The organism is Marichromatium bheemlicum (genome assembly GCF_012276755.1).
GTDB lineage: Bacteria > Pseudomonadota > Gammaproteobacteria > Chromatiales > Chromatiaceae > Marichromatium > Marichromatium bheemlicum.
Window position 1 is genome coordinate 56,320 of record NZ_JAAXKX010000014.1, and the last position, 20,863, is coordinate 77,182.

Sequence of the window (20,863 nt, forward strand, 5' to 3'; positions counted from 1 at the left end):
GTCCCGTTCAGTCGTCCTGATGTCGTTGCAGTGCTCGATAGCGCGCCTCGAGGGCCCTCTCCCGCAGCTGTGCGGCCTCGGTCGCGGTGGCGCTCAGTGGGCCGTCACGCCAGGCACGACTGGCGTGGTCGAACACCGCGAAGCGATAACCACGCCCGACCTTGAACACCGTTGTGACCTCCTCGCTGGCGCGTGCCAGCGCCGCGAGCTTGTCGAGCCCGAGCGCCGGGGTGGTGGTCTCGCTCTCGACCGGGGTCTCGGTCGAGGGCGCGCCGAGGAGATTGAAACGGTGGTCGTGGATCTCACCATCGGGGGCAAGTACCACGGACTCGAGTTCGGGCAGGCGATCGAGCAGGTAGCCGGCCATCAGCAGCCCCAGCCGGGTGTTGCCGTCCTCGATCGCGGTGAGCAGCTTGTCGGCGACGATCCGGCAGCGCTGCTCGCGATCCGGGTGCTCGACCCAGGTGCGCCCGAGCTGCCAGCCGCGGTCCATGTCGCGATCGAGCTGGGCGAAGAACGCCGCCGCCTGTTCGAGCAGCGCCTCGGGTACCTCGAGCCGATGGGCCCGGTCATCGATGCAGACCTGCAGGATCATGTCGCCGCCTCCCTCGTGCCTCGATTAATCCGGGCGGCCCGGGGACGGGCGCCCTCCACCGAGATCCCGATTACGGAGATCCCATGTTGCAGATCATCCCCCAGCTACTCGGCCCGGCTCAACTCGACAAGGTCCACGCCACCCTGGCCGAGCTGCCGGCGGTCGCGGGCACCCGTAGCGCCGGGCGCAGCGCGGCGCGGGTCAAGCATAACCAGGAGCTGCAACCCGACCCCGAGCGGATGCAGCGACTCGCGCGCATCATCATGTCGGCGCTCGGCCATCACCCGGTGTTCCGTGCCGCCGCCCTGCCCGAACGCGTCGCCGACCCGATCTTCGCCCGCTACCGCGCGGGGATGCACTATGGCGAGCACGTCGACGAGCCGATCATGGGCGGGTCCGGGGGACGGATGCGCAGCGACCTGGCGCTGACCCTGTGGCTCAGCCCGGCGGACGATTACGACGGCGGCGAGCTGGTGATCCGTACCAGCTTCGGCGCGCAGCGGGTGCGGGGTGAGGCCGGTGACGCGGTGCTCTACCCCGCCTCCAGCCTCCACCAGGTCGCCCCGGTGACCCGGGGCGAGCGGCTGGTGGCGGTGACCTGGATCCAGAGCCTGGTGCGCGACCCCGCCCGCCGCGAGCTGCTCTACGAACTCGGCCAGGCCCGCGCGACCCTGCTCGAGCGCGCCCCCGACGACCCCGCTACCCAGTGGGTCGACCGCAGCTATGTCAACCTGCTGCGGATGTGGGCCGAGCCGGGATGAGGGAGGGGCGGTGCGGTGCTCGGGCTCGGGCGGCACCAAGGAGGTTCGGCCATCAGTCGTCACCGCTGGGCCTGAGGGCCTCGCACCTGCGGTTCAGAGGGCGGGGCGTCAGCGCTGATTAACGGCTCAATCCGGCTACCCGGCTAGCCGCCGGCGTCAGCCTTGGCGAGCAGGGCGTTGAGGCGCGCGACCTCGGCCTCGGCCTCGACCTGATTGGTGACGTCGTGCTGGATGCCGAGGTAGTAGATCAGCCGTCCCTCGCGGTCGAACAGCGGGCGGATGGTGAAGCGGTTGTAAAAGCGGCTGCCGTCCTTGCGGTAGTTGCGCAGGGTGACGGTCACCGGCCGGTTTCCGAGCATCGCCTCGCGGATCTGCGCCACTCCTGCCTGGTCGTGGTCCTCGCCTTGGAGGAAGCGGCAGTTACGACCGAGGATCTCCTCGCGCCCGTAACCGGTGATCAACTCGAAGGCGGCATTGGCATAGACGATGGGGTTGTCGTCCTGGTCGGGGTCGGAGAGGGTGATGCCGTTGACGCAGGTGTCGAGGATTTGCGAGAGCACGAAGGGGATCACCCCCGCATCTTTGTCGACGACGAATTCCATGTGGTGACCTCGCTGCAAGAGTGATGGGGGCTGCTTCGTCGGCGCTGCCTCAGCGCGGCGATATCGCCGCCGGGGCCTGTTCGAGCAACCCCCTGATGTTGCCGACGACGCGCTCGCCGCCCTCCTGGATCGCCGCGCGGATCAGCTTCTCGAAGGGGCGCATGAACAACTCGAGCCGCGCCAGCTCGAAGACGAAGGTCAGGCGGGTCCCGTGTGCGCTCGGCTCGAAGCGATAGCTGATGTAGATCGGGGCGCTGAGCCCCTGGAAATCGATGCGGCGGTCCTGCTCGAAGACACAGACCTCGAAGGTCGCCTCGGTGCGGCGACCGTGATCGACCCGCACCTGTCGGCCGCGGCTGCCCAGCCGAATCGGCCCGGGCGAGAGCGCCTCGAGCGAGACCACTTCGGGCGACCAACGGCGATAGTTGTCGAAGAAGTCGACGGCGACGAAGGCGAAGACCTGATCCGGCGGGCGGGCGATGTGCGTGCTCGCTTGTGTTCTGACCATGGGTATCGGCTGCCGTGTGGCTGGGGTCGGCGCGTCCGTGCGCGGGCGGACGCTGGACGGGCATGCGCGAGCGGGCCCGAAACGGCCCGGTGGTCTATCTGGCGGCGGGGTGGGGGGAATTCCAGGGGGGCTGTCGGGGGTACGAACCTCAAAGACGCGAAGGACGCCAAGGAAATGCTCGGTCAGCGCATTCGGATTGAGCGGCGCTCATGGCCGAGGACTGAGGGTTGACGCCGGTCCACGATCGTCTTGCTGATGCGTCCACCTTGTCTCCCCGCTGCCAAGGGGTGAGCAAGGTGGCGCTCGGAGGTCGAACGCTCGAAAAACCTTTGCGTTCTTTGCGACTTGGCGGTTCAGTCTCCTGAATGCCGTACTCGATCAACCCGCCTGCAGCAGCGCGAGGATCTCGGGCTTGTCGTTAATGCGCGCCCAGTCGGCGGCGGTCTTGCCCTCGAAGTCCTTGAGGGTGCGATCGGCGCCGTGTTGCAACAGGGTCTCGACGGCGGCGGTACGGCCCTGGTTGGTGGCCCAGATCAGTGCGGTCCACCCCCGAGTCTGCTCCTGATGATCGATCATCGCGCCGTGCTGCAGCAGCAGGTCGACGATGTCGGCGTGATTGTTGGAGGCGGCGAGCATCATCGCGGTGTAACCGCCCTTGTCCTCGGCATCGATGGTGGCGCCGGCGGCGAGCAGGCGTTCGACCACGGCGGTGTGGCCGTTGAGCGCGGCCTTCATCAACGGGGTCCAATCGCAGTTGTCGCGCACATCGGGTTGACCGGTGCGCGAGAGCAGGCCGTCGAGCGCGCCGAGGTCGCCTTGTGCGGCGAATTCGAGCAGGGCGGGGTCGCCTGCGCCTTGATCGTCGGGGCCGCCGCAGCCGGTGAGGGCGACGAGCAGCAGGGTGACGAGAAGGAGAGTACGTGCGGGTGTCATGGTCACTTCCGGGTTGAGAGGTTGGTGAGTGTCGAGAGGTCGTATCGACCCCTCGACTTGTGACGAAAAGGGGTGGCCGAGGGTTACAGCAGCCCGCGACAGCTCCCATCGTGACATTGCACCAGGATGCTGTCGGTGCCCTCGCAGGGGACCTTGTGGATTTCGCCGTCGGTGCGGGTGTCGATGAGTACTGCGCCCTCGGCGGTGAGTACGCAGCCACGCAGCCGTGCGTACTGCTCGGCATAGGCCGCCCAGGTGACGTCACGGTGCTGGGGGGTAAGGCTGAGCATCTGGGAGGGTGTCTGTAGTGGTTCGGGCGCGGCGGGTGGCTGCGGTCGCAGCATCGGGGTGGCGTCGACCACGGGTGCCGGGTCCGGCCGAGCGCGCCGGCGTTCGGTGAGCATTGGTGCGCCGGTCTGCGGTCTCGGCACCAGTGGCGGCCGGTCGGCTGACGCGGGGGCGCTGGCTGTGTCGCCGCTGGCCTCCGCTTCTGCCACGGGGGTTGGTGCGGTCGGGGCGGGCGTCGGTAGCGGCGGTGCCGCCGTAGCGAGACGGTGGTGGTGGGTCTGCCAGTTCTGCTCGAGCGCGCTGAGTGACTGGGCCAACATCGGTTGCAGCCGGGCGGTGACGTCGAGCCGCTCCGGGTCGGCTTGGTCGGGGCGAGGGCGGATCAGGCTGGCGGCCGAGGCCACCCGCACCTGGGCGCCCTCACCGATGAAGTAGCTGGCGACCTCGAGCCTGCTCCCCGTGGGCAGTTGCTCGGGGGCGAGGGCGCGGGCCAACGCCGAGTCGGGGTGGACCGGGCGTTCGAGCAACAACCGCTCGGGGTCGCTGTGGACGATCCGCCAGCCCTTGCTGCGGGCCGCGCCCATCGCCAGTGCTCGGACTTGGTCACGCTCACGCGCCGCCAGCTGGATCTGCGGCAGGCCGGAGAGGTCGTCCGGGATCAACGATTGCGGCGGCGGTTCCGGGGTGGTCGCACAGCCGCCGAGCAGCCAAGCGGTGAGCGGGATCACGAAGAGATGCGCTGCCAGACGTCGGTTCACGCCGAGTCCTCTTGTCGGTTCAGGGTCGCTGGGAGATGGGGTGTCGGCCGGGTAGGCCCCAGGGCGATGGACGGGCCGACACGACACGCGTCGATGTCGGCCCAAAGGCGAAAATCTACGCCAAGCCCGTGGTGCTGTCGAGCGGGCCTCAGGCGGTGCCGTCCTCGCCGATCAGCAGGGTGGTGTCATTGAGATAGGTGTGCTTGGGGATGACCAGGTTGGTCGGGGCCGGCACACCCTTGAAGACGCGCGCGGCGAGGTCGAAGCGCGAGCCGTGGCAGGGGCAGAAGAAGCCACCCTTCCAATCGGCGCCGAGGTCTTCGGGGGCGAACTCGGGGCGGTAGGTCGGCGAGCAGCCGAGGTGGGTGCAGATCCCGATGGCGACCAGATACTCGGGCTTGATCGAGCGGGTCGGGTTCTGGCAGTACTCGGGCTGCTGGGGCACCTCGGAGGCGGGATCGACCAGCTTGGGGTCGTTGCTCGCCAGCATCTCGAGCATCTTCGGCGTGCGGTGCACCACCCACACCGGTTTGCCGCGCCACTTGACGCGCAGCAACGCGCCGGGCTCGATCTTGCTGATATCGGCCTCGACCGGTGCGCCGGCGGCGCGTGCACGCGCGCTCGGGTTCATCGAGGCGACGAAGGGGACCAGTGCGAAGCCGGCACCGACGGCACCGACGGCACTGGTCGCGGCGACCAGCAGGCGACGTCGTGTCTTGTTGACCGCTGTAGCGCTCATGATTCAGGGCTCCTTGTCTGATGCGTATCCCTGGGGGATGTCGGGTGGCGTCCGGGGCAAACTGCAATCGCCCGGCGTCCGTTTGGGATGCGTGTCGTTGCGAAAAAGAATCTCTACGGTGAATTTCAGTGTCTCGTCTTTCTTGACTAAAACACCCTGATATTTGTCAATGCAAAACGCACATATGTGCGTTTGAATATGCTCCCAGAATCCACCCGAGACACCCCAGCGGAGGCCCTGTGCCCGGTCGACGACGTCGCGTCCGCCGGATCGGACTCGATCCCGGACGGATCTGTTTCAAGCCCTGCGGTCGCCAGGGCAGCACCCTAGAGACGGTGGTGCTGCGCGCCGACGAGATGGAGGCGTTGCGCCTGTGTGACCTCGAACGGCTCTACCAGGAAGAGAGTGCTCGGCGCATGGGTATCTCGCGGACCACGCTGTCGCGCACCCTCGCCCAAGCCCGAGCCAAGGTCACTGGCGCCTTGCTCGTCGGGCAGCGCCTGGTGATCCAGATCCCGGAACACGGGGAGGACCAACCGCATGGCGTCTCGCCTTCTGACAACGACCGACCCCGTTCAGTGCCCGAGGGCACTGAACAGAGAGATGAAAACCCATGAAAAAGATCGTGATGACCGCCAATGACGCCCTCGGTCTCGCCGGCGAGATGTCGATGCACTTCGGCCATTGCAGCCATTTCGTGGTCGCCCAGGTCGACGAGGCCAATCGGCTCGTCGGTGCCGAGGTGATCGCCAACCCCTTCGCCGAGGCCCATCAGCCGGGGCAACTGCCGGCCTATATCCGCTCGCTCGGTGCCGACGTGGTGCTCGCCGGCGGTATGGGCGCCAAGGCCATCGAGCTATTCGCGCGCAACGGTATCGAGGTCGTCACCGGTGCGCGTCCCGGGGTCGAGGAGACCCTCAACGCCTATCTCGCCGGCGAGCTGAGCGGCGTCTCCCAGTGCGCCCACGCCCACTGACAACAACACGAGGAATCGCCTCATGAAGATCGTGATCTCCGCAACCGCCCAGGGTCAGGATGCCTCGGTCGATGCCCGACTCGGACGCTGTGCCTATTTCGCCGTGGTCGATACCGAGAGCGGTGACTTCCAGGCCATGCCCAACCCCTTCCTCGAGACCAATGGCGGCGCCGGTACCCGTACCGCGCAGTGGATCGTCGGACAGCGCGCCGAGCTGCTGCTCACCGGGCGCTGTGGCCCCAAGGCGGCGATGGTGCTCGAGCGCGCCGGGGTGCGGGTCGTCGAGGGGGTCTCGGGGAGTGTCGCCGAGGCCGTCGAACGTCACGCTGGGCAGGGGAACGTACTCGCGCCGGCCGGTGCGGGTCGTGGTGCCGGGCGTGAGCCCTGTGACGGCATCGCCCGCTGTGGCGGTGGTCGGGGCCGGGGCAACGGTGCGGCCATGGGCAGTGGTCGCGGCATGGGCGTGGGCCGCGGCCTGGGCAACGGCCGCGGTCGGGGCTGAGCGATGCGGGCGCTGACCATCGCCGTGGCCAGCGGCAAGGGCGGCACCGGCAAGACCACGGTGGCGACCAACCTGGCGCTGGCGCTCGAACGGGCGCAATACGCCGACTGCGACGTCGAGGCGCCCAACGGACACCTGTTCCTGCGCCCCCACTTCGACCGGCGCGAGCCGGTTGGGGTGCGCGTCCCGCGCATCGACCCCGAGCGCTGCACCCTGTGCGGCGACTGTGTCGAGGCCTGTGCCTTCAACGCCCTGGCGCTCACACCCGACGAGCTGATGGTGTTCGACGAGCTCTGCCACGGTTGCGGTGCCTGCGACTACGTCTGCCGTGTCGAGGGCGCGCTCGGCGAGGTCGAGCGCCCGATCGGCGAGATCGCCGTCGGTCAGGCCGACACCCTGCCGGTGCTTCAGGGCGAACTCGCCATCGGCGAGCGCTCGGCGGTGCCGGTGATCAAGGCGCTCAAGCGGCGTCTGGAGCCGGGGCTGGCGACCATCTTCGACGCCCCGCCGGGCACCGCCTGCCCGATGGTCGAGACCCTCGACGGCGTCGACTTCTGTCTGCTGGTCACCGAGCCCACTCCCTCGGGCCTGCACGACCTGCGCCTCGCCGTTGCGGTGACGCGCGCGCTCGGGGTGCCCTGTGGAGTGGTGATCAACCGCTGCGACATCGGCGATCAGGGCGTGGAGGAGTACTGTCGCGCCGAATCGATCCCGGTGCTGCTCGAGATCCCCTTCACCCGCGCCCTCGCCGAGGCCTACGCGCGTGGCGAACCCTGGGTGCACACCGCGCCCGAGTGGCGCGTACGCTTCCAACGGCTCTACTCACAGATCGAGGCACTGCTGCCGGTATGACCATCCTGATCGTCCTCAACCACCACCCCTACGACAGCACCGACGTGACCTGGAACGCGCTGCGTCTGGCCGCCACCCTGCTCGACCAGGGCCAGCGGGTGCGGCTGTTCCTGATGAACGACGCGGTCGATCTGGCACGCGATGCCTGTCGCCCGCCCGAGGGCTACGACCAGGACCTCGGCGCCATGCTCAAGGCGCTGATCGCGCGCGAGGTCCCGGTGCAGGTCTGCGGCTCGTGCATGGCGCGCTGTGGGCTCTACAAGAACCAGCCCTATTTCGCCGGTGCCGAGACCTCGACCATGGCGGTGCTCGCCGACTGGGTCGCGAGCAGCGACAAGGTGCTGACCTTCTGAGGTCGGTGCGGGCGAGCATCCGCGCCGCGCCCCGGGCTGGTGCCATGGCGCGCCGTGCCCCGGGGTGAACCCCGTAACCCCTAATCCTGGAGGAGGGCGCGAGGGTCGTCGTGACCCGTCAGCGCGCCCGCGCGAGACCACATGAAGGAACTCACCATCATCAGCGGCAAGGGCGGCACCGGCAAGACCACGGTGAGCGCCGCCTTCGCCACCCTGGCTCAGCACAAGGTGGTGGCCGACTGCGATGTCGACGCCGCCGACATGCACCTGCTGCTCGACCCGCGCGAGCGCGCCGGCGGCGACTTCATCGGCGGCGCGACACCGCGGATCGACCCCGAACTGTGCGCCGAGTGCGGGGACTGCGCCGCCTGGTGCCGGTTCGAGGCGATCGAGCTCGACTTCGACGCGGGCTATCGCATCAACCCCTTCGCCTGCGAGCACTGCGGGCTGTGCGCACGGGTCTGTCCCGAGGAGGCGATCGTCCTGGAGACCCGCCCGAGCGGTCGCTGGATGGTCTCCGACAGTCGTCATGGCACCCTGGTCCACGCCCAGCTCGGCGTCGGTGAGGACAACTCCGGCAAGCTCGTCACCCTGGTGCGGCGCGAGGCGCGGCGTCAGGCCGAGGCCGAGGGCGCGGCGCTGATCCTCAACGACGGCCCGCCCGGGATCGGCTGTCCGGTGAGCGCCGCCATCACCGGTGTCGATCTGGTGCTCGCCGTCACCGAGCCGACCCTCTCCGGGCTGCACGACCTGCAGCGCGTCGCCGAACTCTGCGTCCACTTCGCCATCCCGCTGGTCGTCTGCATCAACAAGGCCGATCTCAACCCGGAGAACGGTGCGACCATCCGTGACTGGTGTGGTGCGCGCGACATCGAGGTGATCGGTGAACTGCCCTTCGACCCCGTGGTCGCCCGCGCCCTGGTCGCGCGCAAGAGCCTCGCCGAGTACGACGGCGGTGGTGCATCGAGTGCGGTGATCGAGCTGTGGGAACGGGTGAAAACGCGCCTGGGGGTGGAGTGAGACGGGCGCCTGGGGAGATGGAGCCGATGAGCGGATTCGAACCGCTGACCCACGCATTACGAATGCGTTGCTCTACCAACTGAGCTACATCGGCTACTCAAGCCCGAGAATTCTAGCCAGCTTTCCGCTCGACATCAATCCCTGGCGGAGAAAGCCATCCGCCGCCGGAAGATTGAACCGTGAAGCCGCTAAGGACGCGAAGAAAGCGATCAGCCTTCAACAAGCAGCCTCCAGTGTCGGTTTGCAGTCAACCTTGGCGGTACGAGCTAAGCCTGCGCTTCTCGCTGGAGGCTGACCGCAGGAAGCCTTTTTTCTCTTCGTGTTCTTTGCGGCTTCGCGGTTCAACCCGCTGGCGGCCGCCTGGTGGCGATGTTGGGTTGCCCGTCCTGGAGTCCCGAGGATTCGTCGATCGGTGGTGTATGGGCAACCCAACCTACGGGCTGGAGGCTGGTTGCTGAAGGCTTTTCCCTTTGCGCGCTTCGTGTCTTCGCGGTTCAACCCGCTGGCGGCCGCCTGGTGGCGATGTTGGGTTGCCCGTCCTGGGATCCCGGCGATTCGTCGATCGGTGGTGTATGGGCAACCCAACCTACGGGCTGGAGGCTGGTTGCTGAAGGCTTTTCTCCCCTTTGCGCGCTTCGTGTCTTCGCGGTTCAACCCGCTGGCGGCCGCCTGGTGGCGATGTTGGGTTGCCCGTCCTGGAGTCCCGAGGATTCGTCGATCGGTGGTGTATGGGCAACCCAACCTACGGGCTGGAGGCTGGTCGCTGAAGGCTTTTCTCCCCTTTGCGTGCTTTGTGTCTTCGCGGTTCAACCCGCTGGCGGCTGCCTGATGGCGATGTTGGGTTGCCCGTCCTGGCATCCCGAGGATTCGTCGATCGGTGGTGTATGGGCAACCCAACCTACGGGCTGGTCGCTGAAGGCTCTTCTCCCCTTTGCGTGCTTTGTGTCTTCGCGGTTCATCATCCCTGTCGGCTGATCGCCCTCGCTCAGTCCCGCGCGGCGTCGAGCGCATAGGGCGCGGCGTCGAGGATGGGGTCGCGCTCGAGCACCAGGTCGGTGAGCAGACGGGCCGAGGCCGGGCCGGTGACCAGGCCGTTACGGTAGTGGCCGGCGTTGAAATAGAGCCCGTCGATGCCGGGGTAGGCGCCGATATAGGGGATGCCGCTGGGCGAGCCGGGGCGCAGCCCGGACCAATGGTCCTCGATCGGGGTGCGCTTGAGCAGCGGGTAGAGTTCGACGGCGGCGCGATAGAGTTCTTCCTTGGCCTCGGCGGTGGTGCGCTTGACGAAGCCGGCCTGCTCCAGGGTCGAGCCGAAGAGGATGCGACCGTCGCGCCGGGGGATGATGTAGCGCTCGCGGTGCAGGGTGATGTGGTGGACCTGTCCGGGCTGGGCGTAGAAGAGGATCATCTGGCCGCGCACCGGCTGGATCTCGGGGCTGTTGCCGAGCTGTTCGAGCAGCTTGGCGGTCCAGGCGCCGGCACAGATGATGACGCGCTCGGCGCGGATCTCGCCCTTGGGGGTGCGTACCCCGACCGCGCGCCCGCCCTCGATCAGCAGCTCCAGCACCTCCTCCTGCTCGCGCAGCCGCACCTTGCGTTCGATGGTGCGGCGCAGCGCGCGGGTCAGGCGCGGGTTGCGCACCTGGCCGACGCCGGGGAGGCGCAGCGCCTGCTCGGGGCGGGGGCCGAGTTCGGGCTCGCTGGCGTGGAGCTGGCGGGCGTCGAGCACCTCGATGGCGGTGTCGTGACGTGCGGCCCAGTCGAGCGCGCGCTGGCGCTCCTCGGTGTCGAGCACCAGCATGCCGTTGACGGTGAGTTCGGGGTCGATCCCGGTCTCGTCGAGCAGTTCGGTGGTGAGCGTCGGGTAGACCGTCTGGCTCCAGGCGACCAGCCGCCCGACCGCGTCGGGATAGCGCCAGGGGTAGAGCGGCGAGAGGATACCGCCGCCGGCCCAGGACGATTGCTGGCCGGTCTTGCCCATCTCGACCAGGGTGGTGTCGACACCGGCGCGCGCCAGTTCACGCGCCGTCAATAGCCCGATGACGCCGCCACCGATGACCAGGATCTCGCTCATACCGCTCTTCTCCTCGCGACCCGGTCGGTACCGGGCCATCTCGATCAGGGATCGAGGCGGCCGCGGCCGCCTCCAACATCATCAGATGCGGTTTGGCGGGTCGAGGTACAAGCGTGGGGCGCCGTGGTCAGTCCTCGGCCGGTTCCCTGGTCAGCTCACGCGGCAGCGCGAACACCACCTGCTCGCGGATGCCGGGCTGCTCCTCGACCTCTGCCACGCCCCAGTCGCGCAGTTGGGTGATGACCCGCTCGACGAGGATCTCGGGGGCCGAGGCGCCGGCGGTCAGCCCGATCTTCGAGACCCCCTCGAGCCAGGCGCGGTCGATGTCTTCCGGGCCGTCGATCAGGTGGGCGTGGCAGCCGCGCTTCTCGGCCAGTTCGCGCAGCCGGTTGGAGTTGGAGCTGTTGGGCGAGCCGACCACCAGCAGCAGGTCGCAGCTCTCGGCCAGGCTCTTGACCGCGTCCTGACGGTTCTGGGTGGCGTAGCAGATGTCGCTCTTCTTCGGTCCCTGGATCGCCGGGAAGCGCTCGCGCAGTGCCGCGACGATGGTGGTGGTGTCGTCCATCGACAGCGTGGTCTGGGTGACATAGGCGATGTGCTCGGGATCGGCGACCTCGAGCCCGGCGACGTCCTCGGGGCGTTCGACCAGGTGTACCGCGGCGCCATCGGGGTCGCACTGGCCGAGGGTGCCGTCGACCTCGGGATGACCACGATGACCGATGAGCACCGTCTCGACACCGTTGCGGCAGTGCCGGGTGACCTCGAGGTGGACCTTGGTGACCAGCGGGCAGGTGGCGTCGAACACCCGCAGTCCGCGTGCCTCGGCCTCGCGCCGCACCGATTGCGGCACGCCGTGGGCGCTGAACACCAGGGTGGCGTCATCCGGTACCTCGTCGAGTTCCTCGACGAAGATGGCGCCGCGCGCGCGCAGCCCCTCGACCACGAAGCGGTTGTGCACCACCTCGTGACGAACGTAGATAGGAGCGCCGTAGCGTTCGAGGACGCGCTCGACGATGGCGATGGCGCGGTCGACGCCGGCGCAGAAACCGCGGGGATTGGCTAGCAGGATAGTCATGGCTCGGAACAGGATAGGCGATCGACGGGGGTTGAATACAGCGGGTGGTGTTCGGGGTTATCGCACGCGACCGGCGCACCGGTCGCGCTTGGGCTCAGGCCTCGACGGTGAGGATGGCGATGCGCAGCTGCAGCGCCCGCCCGGCGAAGGGGTGGTTGAAGTCGACCCGGACGCGCTTGCCCTCGGTCTCCAGCACCATGCCGCTGGTCTCCTGCCCGGTCGGGGTCTCGAAGGCGATCACCTTGCCCGGCTCAGGATCGAGCCCTGGCGGGAACTCGCTGCGTTCGAGCCAGAAGACGTTGTTCTCGTCATAGGCGGCGAACAGCTCGGAGCCGTCGCCGGCGAAGGTGGTCTCGCTGCCGGCGGTCAGTCCGTCGATGGCCGCCTCCAGGGCCGGGGTCAGGGTGGCGTCGCCGACGGTGCAGCGGATCGGCTCCTCCTCGAAGGTGGAGAAGGCGACGAAGCCGTCCGGGAAGCGGACCTGGAGGTGGAAGGCGATGCGCCGTCCCGCAGCGACCGCGAGCGGGGGTTCGCTGACGGTCTCGGTGGGCGTGGACAGGGTGTCGTTGGTGACCATGATGCAGTGGGTCCATTGCAACGGCGAGGGCGGGACCGGATGGCCCGCAAGGGCTCGACGTCTCCCGCCCCCGCTACGGATAGGGTGGGCGCCGCTACAACAGCTCCTGGGTCACGAAGAGGTAACCGAGCGAGGTCGCGACGACCGCGATCGCGACGTACGGGATGAGGACGCAGACGCCCGGTAGGTCGTTGCAGAGCACGCTGAACCTGCAGAGTTTGCAGTGCCTCATCTGTCTCGACCCTCCTGTTGCCATGCGCCCGGGCGCCGGCCTGTCCGTGTTCGCGCCGCGCCGCAAGCGCGCGCGGGGGGCGATCGCTGCCAGTATCGATCCCGTCTCGGAGTCCTGGCCGTATCACGTCTCTTCTCGGGTGTCCCGTCATGCCGTCGCGTTAGATGGCAAACGTCGCTATCGTTACCGATATACAGGGGACGATCAAGCACGACGCGTCGCCGCGATGACCCGCACCCGGTCTCGGCTGGGCGATAATGGCCGTCCGTCTCCAACCGTCAATCATATCAGCGAGCCTCATTTGGACATCTCATCCCCATCCGCCGCCGCCCCGACCGTGGGCTTCGTCAGTCTCGGCTGCCCCAAGGCCACGGTCGACTCCGAACTCATCCTCACCCGGCTGCGCGCCGAGGGTTATCGGGTGGTGCATGACTATGCCGATGCCGAGCTGGTGATCATCAATACCTGCGCCTTCATCGATGCCGCCGAGCGTGAGTCGCTGGAGGTGATCGGCGAGGCCCTGGAGGAGAACGATCGGGTGGTGGTCACCGGCTGTCTCGGCGCGCGCGCCGAGCGCATCCGCGCCGTCCACCCCGAGGTCCTGGCGATCACCGGCCCGCATGCGCTCGAGGAGGTGATGGCGGTGGTGCACGACGAGTTGCCCGCCCCGCACGACCCCTTCACCAGCCTGGTGCCGCCTCAGGGTATCCGGCTCACCCCGCGCCACTTCGCCTATCTCAAGATCTCCGAGGGCTGCGACCATCGCTGTACCTTCTGCATCATCCCCAGCCTGCGCGGTGACCTGGTCAGTCGTGGTATCGGTGAGGTGCTCGGCGAGGCTGAGCGGTTGGTCGAGGCCGGGGTGCGCGAGCTGCTGGTGGTTGCCCAGGACACCAGCGCCTATGGTCGCGATCTCAAGTATGCCCCGGGTTTCCACGGTGGGCGACCGTTACGCACCGACATCACCAGCCTGGCCCGCGAACTCGGTCAGCTGCCGGCGTGGACCCGGCTGCACTACGTCTATCCCTATCCGCAGGTCGACGAGCTGATCCCGTTGATGGCCGAGGGGCTGATCCTGCCCTATCTCGACATGCCGCTGCAGCACGGCAACCCTCGGGTGCTGCGCGCGATGCGCCGTCCGGCGGCCACCGAGCGGGTGCTCGAGCGTCTCGCGCGCTGGCGCGCGCAGTGTCCCGAACTGGTGCTGCGCAGCACCTTCATCGTCGGCTTCCCCGGTGAGACCGAGGCCGAGTTCGAGTCGCTGCTGGACTTCCTGCGCGAGGCCGAACTCGACCGCGTCGGCTGCTTCCCCTACTCGCCGGTGGAGGGCGCGGCGGCCAACGACCTGGCCGGCGCGGTGCCCGCCGAGGAGCGCGAGGCGCGGCGCGAGCGCTTCATGGAGGTCCAGGCCGAGATCAGCCGTGCCAAGCTCGCCGCACGGGTCGGCGAGCGCATGACGGTGCTGGTCGACGCAGTGCACGAGGACGAGGTGGTGGCGCGCAGCTATGGTGACGCACCCGAGATCGACGGCAACGTCTTGGTGCCGGGTGCCTGGGAGATCGACCCTGGCGACTTCATCGAGGTCGAGATCACCGCCTCGGGTGAGCACGACCTGTGGGCACGGCCGATCGACCCGGCATGAGCCCGTGCGGTGGGCGGCGAGGTGCCGCCCGGCGCTGGCTCAGAAGGCCGGGCCCGCGCTCTTGCCGAGCTTCTTGAGGATGGTGGCCAGCGGGCAGAAGCCGGTGAAGGCCGACTGCAGCAGGTTGGCGCCGACGAAGCCGGTGAACCACAGGAAATGGATGCTGACGGTGGCCGCGAGGATGGTCGAGAGCAGCACAAAGGCGCCGGCGACGGCGAGAACGATGCGTTCGATGGACATGGGAGCTTCCGCTTCGGTTGCGATGGGTGTCAGCGGCGGAGTATTAACCAATGCTTATACTGGATTCAACCACGCTGCTTCCCAGTGGTCGACGAACGCCCTGGAGGAGGTGTCATGGATGCCAACGCGTTTCCCCGGCTGATCGAGGCGTTGCAGCGCCCCGAGGCCTATCCCCACCCGGTCGACCGGGTCGAGCACATCGAGACCCACATCTCCCACGTGCTGCTTGCCGGTGATTTTGCCTACAAGCTCAAGAAGCCGCTCGACCTCGGCTTCATCGACTGCTCCACTCTGGCGCTGCGTCGTCACTGCTGTGAAGAGGAGATCCGGCTCAACAGCCGGCTCGCGCCGACGATCTATCTCGACGTGGTGGCGATCGGCGGTGACGCCGTGCACCCACGCATCGGTGCCGCGGGCGCGGTGCTGGAGTACGCGGTGCGGATGCGCCGTTTCGCACAGTCGGCGTTGCTCGCGCACCAGCCCCTCGACGCCCCCCTGATCGACCGGCTGGCCGAGCGCGTGGCCGATTTCCACGCCGCCATCCCGGCCGCCGCGCCCGATGCCCCCTGGGGGGCGCCCGACATGGTGCTCGCGCCGATGCTCGAGAACGTCGAGCAGATCCGTGCGCGGGTCGAGGCGCCGGCGCTGCTGACGCGGCTGCAACGCATCGAGGACTGGACCCGGGCGCGCTGGCAGGCGCTGCGTCCGGCGCTCGAACAGCGCCGTGCCGAGGGTTGGATCCGCGAGTGTCATGGTGATATGCATCGTGGCAACATCGCGTTGATCGACGGCGAGCCGCAGATCTTCGACGGCATCGATTTCTCCCCGGAGCTGCGCTGGATCGACACCGCCAGCGAACTCGCCTTCCTGGTCATGGACCTACAGGTCGCCGGTGAACCGGGGCTGGCGCAGCGCCTGCTCAACGGCTATCTGGAGCGTAGCGGCGACTACGGGTTACTGGCGCTGCTGCGTCTCTATCAGTGCTACCGGGCGATGGTGCGCGCTAAGGTTGGTGCGATCCGTGCTGAACAGGCGGGGCTGACCGCGGCCGAGCGTGCCGCCGCCTGGGGGGAGTGCGTACGCTACCTGGCGCTGGCCGAGGGCTACACCCGGGCGCGTCGGCCCCGGCTGCTGATCGCCTGCGGGCTCTCGGGTTCAGGCAAGAGCCACATGGCCAGCGCGCTCTGCGACCGCCAGCCCTTCGTCCACCTGCGCTCGGACGTCGAGCGCAAACGGCTGTTCGGGCTCGAGGCGCAGGCGCGCACCAACACCGGGGTCGACGGGGGCATCTATTTCCCCTCGGCCACCGAGTGGACCTATACACGCCTGTTACAGCTGACCGAGACCATCCTCGCCAGTGGTCACGACGTGCTGGTCGACGCCACCTTCACCGCACGCCAGCGTCGCGCCGGATTCGCCGCGCTGGCACGGCGTCTCGGCGCCGGGTTCGCCATCCTCGCGCTGGAGGCGCCGCTGGCGGTGCTGCGCGAGCGCGTCACCCGGCGTCTGGCTGCCGGCAACGACGCCTCCGAGGCGACGCTGGCGGTACTCGAGCGCCAGCATGCGCGTTGCGAGCCGCCGCAGGGCGAGGAGTGCGCCCAGCTGGTGCGTGTCGACACCAGCGCCGAGCCCGCCCTCGAACAGGTCATCGAGCAGCTCGAGACCGTGTTCGCCGGACAAACCCAGTCCTGCGATCTCGCCGCGCCGCCCCACTGAACCCGCCTCATCCCAGCAGCACCAGCGCCGCGCCGGCGAGCATCAGCACGCCGGCGGGCAGACGCGCGCGCAGCCCGCGCTCGCCGAAGCAGAGCGCGCCGTAGAGCATGCCGAAGAGCAGGCTGGTGCGCTTGAGCGCGATCATGTAGGCGACCTCGGTCGCGGCGATGGCGAGGAAGTGGGTGTAGACCATCACCGCGCTCAGCGCCGCGACCACCAGCACCGCCCAGGGGTGGCGCGCCAGCGCGAGCAGCCGGCGTGGGCGCGGCAGCGCCAGCACCAGCAGCGCGGTGACCCCGAGCAGGGCGAAGTAGAAGGCGCCGAACTGCGCCGGCGGCAGGTACTGCATCGCGCCCTTGCCGAGGGTGGCGGTGAGGGCGTAAATCGCCGCCACTGCGAGCATCAGCCGCGCGCCGCGCTGCTCGAGGATGGCGCCGAGCGGACGCAGCCAACTGCGCCAGTCGCGCGCCCGGGCATGGCCGACGTTGAGCAGCCAGGCCCCGGCCACCACCAGCACCACGCCGAGCGCGCCGCGCGCGCTCACCGTCTCGTCGAGCAGCAGCCAGGCGACCAGCAGCACGAACACCGGGGTGAAGGCGAGATAGGGCAGGGTGAGCGAGAGCGGGTGGTCGCGGATGGCGCGCATGTAGAGCAGCATCGCCGCGATCTCCAGCGGCACCAGCGCCGCCAGCCAGCCCCAGAAGGCGGGCGCGAGGGTGTCGAGTGGCGGCAGGTCGGTGAGCAGCGGGGCGAGCAGCACGCCGCTCAGGGTGAGGCGCACCAGCGCCAGCTCGGCGGCCGAGAGCGCGCCGAGCCAGGCCTTGGTGGCGGCATCGGCGCTGGCCAGGGCGAGGGCGCAGAGCAGCGACAGGCTCACCCAGTCCATGGCCGCGGCGCCGGATCAGTCGGCGGCGGCGGGTCGCATGCGCCGCGGCAGCGCCTCGGTCAGCACCTCGCAGCCGGCGCCGGGGAGATGGGCGTGCTCGCTGATCCAGCGGCGCCAGAGGCGGGCGCCGGGACGGCCCTGGAAGAGTCCGAGCAGGTGACGGCTGATCGCGGTCAGCGGCACCCCGGCGTCGAGTTCGCGCTGGATATAGGGCAGCATCCGCTCGATGACCTGGTGGCGGGTCGGCGGCGGGGTCGGGTCGGCGAAGATGCGCGCGTCGGCCGCGGCGAGGATCCAGGGGTTGTGGTAGGCCTCACGGCCGATCATCACCCCGTCGAGGGTCTCGAGCAGGGCGCAGGCCTGATCGAGGTCCTGCACCCCGCCGTTGAGGCTGATCGAGAGCGTGGGGAAGTCGCGCTTGAGCTGCAGCACCACGTCGTAGCGCAGCGGCGGGATGTCGCGGTTCTCCTTCGGACTCAGCCCGGAGAGCCACGCCTTGCGCGCGTGCACGATCAGCGCGTCGCAGCCGGCCTCGACCTGGGCACCGACGAAGTCGACCAGCTCGCCGTAGCTGTCGCGATCGTCGATGCCGATGCGGCTCTTGACCGTCACCGGGACCGCCACCGCGTCCTTCATTGCCCGCACGCAATCGGCCACCACCCCCGGCTCGGCCATCAGACAGGCGCCGAAGCGCCCGTTCTGCACCCGGTCGGAGGGGCAGCCGACGTTGATGTTGATCTCGTCGTAGCCATACTCGGCACCGAGTCGGGCGCAGCTGGCCATGTCGGCGGGATCGGAGCCGCCGAGCTGCAGCGCCACCGGGTGCTCGCTCGGATCGAAGCGCAGGAAGCGCTCGCGGTCGCCGTGGAGCAGCGCGCCGGTGGTCACCATCTCGGTGTAGAGCAGGGCGTGACGGCTGATCAGCCGGAGGAAATAACGGCAGTGGCGATCGGTCCAGTCCAACATCGGGGCGATGGACAGACGACGGTCTAGCGGTGCAGGCATGGCGCGGGTCGGGCTCGGGCTGGGGACGCCGGCAGGCGAGGGCCGGGTCGTTGATCTCGAGCGGGGATTGTCCGCGACCGGGCCGATTTTTTCCATCACCGGCGCGGTCGCGGTGGGGTCCGCCCGCCGGGCGGCGGGCGGACAGCCTCAGGCCGCGTCCTCGGGGAGCGGGTCGCCGGGGCGGCGCACCGGCTCCTTGAGGGTGACCAGCTCCTCGGCGCTGCCGGGGTGGATGGCCACAGTGTTGTCGAAGTCGGCCTTGGTCGCGCCCATCCGCACCGCTACGGCGAAGCCCTGGAGCATCTCGTCGGCGCCGTCGCCGATGACGTGGACGCCGACCACGCGCTGCTCGGGGCCGGCGCAGACCAGCTTCATCGCGGTCTTGGCGCCGTGCTCGTTGAGCGCGTAGCGCATCGGGGTGAAGCTGGTCTCGTAGACGGTGAGCACGTCACCGAGGCGCTCGCGCGCCTCCGGCTCGCTCAGCCCGACCTTGGACAGCGGCGGGTGGGCGAAGACCACGGTGGGGATGTTGTCGTAGTCGAGCTTGCGTTCGCTCTGGCCGTCGAACAGGCGCTCGGCAAGGCGGCGCCCGGCGGCGATCGCCACCGGGGTGAGCTGGTCGCGTCCGGTGATGTCGCCGAGCGCGTAGACGCCGGGGACATTGGTGTTCTGATAGGCGTCGGTGGGCACCATGCCGTTGGGCTGGACCTCGATGCCGGCGGCCTCGAGCCCGAGGTCGCGGGTGTTGGGCGCGCGCCCGACGGCCCAGATCACGCTGTCGAAGCCCTCGAGCCGGGTGCCGTCCTGGGCCACCAGGGTGGTGCCCTGGGCGTCGCGCTCGAGCGCGGCGACGGCGAACTCGAGATGGGTCTCGATGCCCTGGGCGTGCATGTTCTCGGCCAGGGTGGCGCTGAGCAGGGGGTCGAACTGGAACAGCAACCGGTCCTCGAGCGCCACCACGGTGACCTCGGAGCCGAAGCTGCGCAGCAGCCCGGCTAGCTCGATGCCGATATAGCCGGCACCGATGATGGCCACGCGCTTGGGCTGTTGTTGCAGGGCGAAGAAGCCGTCGGAGGTGATGCCGTGCTCGGCGCCGGGCAGACGCGGCACGATCGGGCGCCCGCCGGTGGCGATGACGATGTGATCGGCGCTGAGGCGCTGACCCTCGACCTCTATGGTATGGGCGTCGACGAAGCGGGCATGGCCATCGACCCGGGTGATGCCGAGGCGCTCGACATAGCCGTCCCAGAAGCTGTTGATGGCGCCGATGTAGCGGTCGCGCCCGGCCACCAGCTTGGGCCAGTCGAGTGTGCCGCCGCTGGCCTGGACGCCGAAGCCGGGGGCGTCGCGCACCGCCTCGGCGAGATGCGAGGCGTACCACATCACCTTCTTGGGCACGCAGCCGACGTTGACGCAGGTGCCGCCGAGCGCCTTGGACTCGATCAGGGCGACGCGCTTGCCGAAGGCGGCGGCCTTCTCGGCCACCGCCAGGCCGCCGCTGCCGCCGCCGATCGCGATCAGGTCGAAATGCTGGGTCATGATTCTGCTTCCTGATAATGCTGTGACCGAGGATCATACCCGTGGCCCGGATGGGGCGCAGCGGGTGGTCCGAGAGCGGTCCTGTCCATAGCAAAGGGGTCGGTAACCCATGGGTTGCCCGACCCCTCGAATCCGCCGACGCCGGCCGGCGTCGGCAGCTGTGGTCCTCCGGCGTGCCCCCGGATCAGGCGCTGGCGCGCTCCTTGATCCAGGCCTCGACCGCCTCCGAGCCACCGATCAGCTCACCGTTGACGAACACCTGCGGTACGGTGCGGGCGTTGGCCACGGCGCGCAGCGTCTGCTCGGTGTAGTCCTCGTTGAGCACCAACTCCTCGAAGTCGATGCCGGCGTTGCGCAGGGCCTCCTTGGCCTTGACGCAGAATGGGCAGCCGTCGCGGGTGAACACGCTCACGTCCATCGGCTTGGGCGCGTTCGGGGCGAGGTGGGCGAGCATGGTGTCGGCGTCGGAGACCTCGTAGGGGTCGCCCTCGACCTCGGGCTCGATGAACATCTTCTCCACCACGCCGTCGCGCACCAGCATCGAGTAGCGCCAGGAACGCTTGCCGAAGCCGAGGTCATCCTTCTCGACCAGCATCCCCATGCCCTCGGTGAACTCGCCGTTGCCGTCGGGGATGAACAGCAGGTCCTCGGCGTGCTGGGTCTTCTGCCACTCGTTCATCACGAAGGTGTCGTTGACCGAGACGCAGGCGACGGTGTCGACCCCATGCTCCTTGAACATCGGCACCAGCTGGTTGTAGCGCGGCACATGCGAGGACGAGCAGGTGGGGGTGAAGGCACCCGGCAGCGAGAACACCACCACGGTCTTGCCGGCGAAGATGTCGTCGGTGGTCAGGTCCACCCACTCGTGTCCGCGGCGGGTGTGGAAGGTGACCTGAGGAACGCGGCTTCCAGTGCGATCTTGCAGCATGTGTCGATTCTCCATGGTTGTCGCTGTGGGATTTGGGTCAAAGGTCTTGAGCGATCGTCGTG

General features: G+C 68.7%; 24 protein-coding genes and 1 tRNA gene. 9 read left to right on the top strand and 16 right to left on the bottom strand.

Translation table 11 applies throughout. From position 1 onward, the window contains the following. Window positions 1-7 precede the first annotated feature (7 nt). Window positions 8-595: a hypothetical protein gene (locus tag HF203_RS10610; RefSeq protein WP_168669462.1), complete on the bottom strand. Its 588-nt coding sequence runs from the start codon at window positions 593-595 to the stop codon at window positions 8-10. An 83-nt stretch (window positions 596-678) separates the two neighbouring features. On the opposite strand from HF203_RS10610, the gene HF203_RS10615 reads away from it, so the two are divergent. Beyond that, window positions 679-1,356 (top strand): Fe2+-dependent dioxygenase, encoded by a 678-nt coding sequence (locus HF203_RS10615; RefSeq protein WP_168669464.1) that lies wholly within the window; start codon window positions 679-681, stop codon window positions 1,354-1,356. A gap of 143 nt (window positions 1,357-1,499) precedes the next feature. Here HF203_RS10615 and HF203_RS10620 read toward each other — a convergent pair whose 3' ends face one another. The 5 genes from HF203_RS10620 to petA form a co-directional block, all read right to left on the bottom strand. Further along, the gene (locus HF203_RS10620) at window positions 1,500-1,958 is read right to left on the bottom strand and encodes a PAS domain-containing protein (RefSeq protein WP_168669466.1); all 459 of its coding nucleotides are present in this window, start codon (window positions 1,956-1,958) and stop codon (window positions 1,500-1,502) included. 49 nt (window positions 1,959-2,007) lie between these two features. Then, on the bottom strand, window positions 2,008-2,466 hold the full coding sequence (locus tag HF203_RS10625) for an SRPBCC family protein (protein ID WP_168669468.1): 459 nt from the start codon (window positions 2,464-2,466) through the stop codon (window positions 2,008-2,010). A 378-nt stretch (window positions 2,467-2,844) separates the two neighbouring features. Continuing rightward, window positions 2,845-3,399, bottom strand: a complete 555-nt coding sequence (locus tag HF203_RS10630) for an ankyrin repeat domain-containing protein (protein ID WP_168669469.1) — start codon at window positions 3,397-3,399, stop codon at window positions 2,845-2,847. An 83-nt stretch (window positions 3,400-3,482) separates the two neighbouring features. Continuing rightward, entirely contained in the window at window positions 3,483-4,445 is a 963-nt protein-coding gene (locus HF203_RS10635) for a hypothetical protein (protein ID WP_168669471.1), read from the bottom strand. 148 nt (window positions 4,446-4,593) lie between these two features. Then, window positions 4,594-5,184 carry a ubiquinol-cytochrome c reductase iron-sulfur subunit gene (gene petA / locus HF203_RS10640; protein WP_168669473.1) on the bottom strand — a complete coding sequence of 197 codons (591 nt, stop codon included), beginning with the start codon at window positions 5,182-5,184 and terminating at the stop codon, window positions 4,594-4,596. 239 nt (window positions 5,185-5,423) lie between these two features. On the opposite strand from petA, the gene HF203_RS10645 reads away from it, so the two are divergent. The 6 genes from HF203_RS10645 (at window position 5,424) to HF203_RS10670 (ending at window position 8,887) form a co-directional block, all read left to right on the top strand. After that, window positions 5,424-5,801, top strand: a complete 378-nt coding sequence (locus HF203_RS10645) for a DUF134 domain-containing protein (RefSeq protein WP_168669476.1) — start codon at window positions 5,424-5,426, stop codon at window positions 5,799-5,801. Beyond that, entirely contained in the window at window positions 5,798-6,160 is a 363-nt protein-coding gene (locus tag HF203_RS10650) for a NifB/NifX family molybdenum-iron cluster-binding protein (protein ID WP_168669478.1), read from the top strand. The genes HF203_RS10645 and HF203_RS10650 overlap by 4 nt, the downstream gene beginning before the upstream one ends. 22 nt (window positions 6,161-6,182) lie before the next feature. Then, the gene (locus HF203_RS10655; RefSeq protein WP_168669480.1) at window positions 6,183-6,662 is read left to right on the top strand and encodes a NifB/NifX family molybdenum-iron cluster-binding protein; all 480 of its coding nucleotides are present in this window, start codon (window positions 6,183-6,185) and stop codon (window positions 6,660-6,662) included. A 3-nt stretch (window positions 6,663-6,665) separates the two neighbouring features. After that, window positions 6,666-7,514: an ATP-binding protein gene (locus HF203_RS10660; protein ID WP_168669482.1), complete on the top strand. Its 849-nt coding sequence runs from the start codon at window positions 6,666-6,668 to the stop codon at window positions 7,512-7,514. Further along, window positions 7,511-7,867, top strand: a complete 357-nt coding sequence (locus HF203_RS10665; RefSeq protein ID WP_168669484.1) for a DsrE/DsrF/TusD sulfur relay family protein — start codon at window positions 7,511-7,513, stop codon at window positions 7,865-7,867. The genes HF203_RS10660 and HF203_RS10665 overlap by 4 nt, the downstream gene beginning before the upstream one ends. A gap of 141 nt (window positions 7,868-8,008) precedes the next feature. Then, window positions 8,009-8,887 carry an ATP-binding protein gene (locus tag HF203_RS10670; protein ID WP_168669486.1) on the top strand — a complete coding sequence of 293 codons (879 nt, stop codon included), beginning with the start codon at window positions 8,009-8,011 and terminating at the stop codon, window positions 8,885-8,887. Between the two features lie 18 nt (window positions 8,888-8,905). Here the strand turns inward: HF203_RS10670 and HF203_RS10675 are convergent. From HF203_RS10675 to HF203_RS10695, 5 genes are all read right to left on the bottom strand, one after another. Further along, a tRNA-Thr gene (locus HF203_RS10675) sits at window positions 8,906-8,981 on the bottom strand. An 891-nt stretch (window positions 8,982-9,872) separates the two neighbouring features. Then, a complete protein-coding gene (thiO, locus tag HF203_RS10680) occupies window positions 9,873-10,961 on the bottom strand; it encodes a glycine oxidase ThiO (protein WP_168669488.1) in 1,089 nt (362 codons plus the stop codon). A 127-nt stretch (window positions 10,962-11,088) separates the two neighbouring features. After that, window positions 11,089-12,036 (bottom strand): 4-hydroxy-3-methylbut-2-enyl diphosphate reductase, encoded by a 948-nt coding sequence (ispH, locus tag HF203_RS10685; protein ID WP_168669490.1) that lies wholly within the window; start codon window positions 12,034-12,036, stop codon window positions 11,089-11,091. 94 nt (window positions 12,037-12,130) lie between these two features. Continuing rightward, a complete protein-coding gene (locus HF203_RS10690; protein ID WP_168669492.1) occupies window positions 12,131-12,613 on the bottom strand; it encodes an FKBP-type peptidyl-prolyl cis-trans isomerase in 483 nt (160 codons plus the stop codon). A 94-nt stretch (window positions 12,614-12,707) separates the two neighbouring features. After that, window positions 12,708-12,845, bottom strand: a complete 138-nt coding sequence (locus tag HF203_RS10695; protein WP_168669494.1) for a hypothetical protein — start codon at window positions 12,843-12,845, stop codon at window positions 12,708-12,710. A gap of 301 nt (window positions 12,846-13,146) precedes the next feature. Between HF203_RS10695 and rimO the strand changes: the two genes are divergently transcribed. After that, on the top strand, window positions 13,147-14,487 hold the full coding sequence (gene rimO / locus HF203_RS10700) for a 30S ribosomal protein S12 methylthiotransferase RimO (protein WP_168669496.1): 1,341 nt from the start codon (window positions 13,147-13,149) through the stop codon (window positions 14,485-14,487). 39 nt (window positions 14,488-14,526) lie between these two features. Here rimO and HF203_RS10705 read toward each other — a convergent pair whose 3' ends face one another. Continuing rightward, a complete protein-coding gene (locus HF203_RS10705) occupies window positions 14,527-14,727 on the bottom strand; it encodes a YgaP family membrane protein (RefSeq protein WP_168669498.1) in 201 nt (66 codons plus the stop codon). A gap of 114 nt (window positions 14,728-14,841) precedes the next feature. Between HF203_RS10705 and HF203_RS10710 the strand changes: the two genes are divergently transcribed. Further along, window positions 14,842-16,443 carry a bifunctional aminoglycoside phosphotransferase/ATP-binding protein gene (locus tag HF203_RS10710; protein ID WP_168669500.1) on the top strand — a complete coding sequence of 534 codons (1,602 nt, stop codon included), beginning with the start codon at window positions 14,842-14,844 and terminating at the stop codon, window positions 16,441-16,443. A 7-nt stretch (window positions 16,444-16,450) separates the two neighbouring features. Here HF203_RS10710 and HF203_RS10715 read toward each other — a convergent pair whose 3' ends face one another. The 4 genes from HF203_RS10715 to HF203_RS10730 form a co-directional block, all read right to left on the bottom strand. Continuing rightward, entirely contained in the window at window positions 16,451-17,329 is an 879-nt protein-coding gene (locus tag HF203_RS10715; RefSeq protein ID WP_168669502.1) for a DMT family transporter, read from the bottom strand. Window positions 17,330-17,344: 15 nt separating this feature from the next. Beyond that, window positions 17,345-18,334, bottom strand: coding sequence for a tRNA dihydrouridine(20/20a) synthase DusA (dusA, locus tag HF203_RS10720; protein WP_168669504.1), 990 nt, complete (start codon window positions 18,332-18,334; stop codon window positions 17,345-17,347). A gap of 147 nt (window positions 18,335-18,481) precedes the next feature. Next, window positions 18,482-19,873 carry a glutathione-disulfide reductase gene (gorA, locus tag HF203_RS10725; protein ID WP_168669506.1) on the bottom strand — a complete coding sequence of 464 codons (1,392 nt, stop codon included), beginning with the start codon at window positions 19,871-19,873 and terminating at the stop codon, window positions 18,482-18,484. Window positions 19,874-20,057: 184 nt separating this feature from the next. Beyond that, complete coding sequence (locus HF203_RS10730) at window positions 20,058-20,801, bottom strand: glutathione peroxidase (RefSeq protein WP_168669508.1); 744 nt, start codon at window positions 20,799-20,801, stop codon at window positions 20,058-20,060. Window positions 20,802-20,863: the final 62 nt, after the last annotated feature.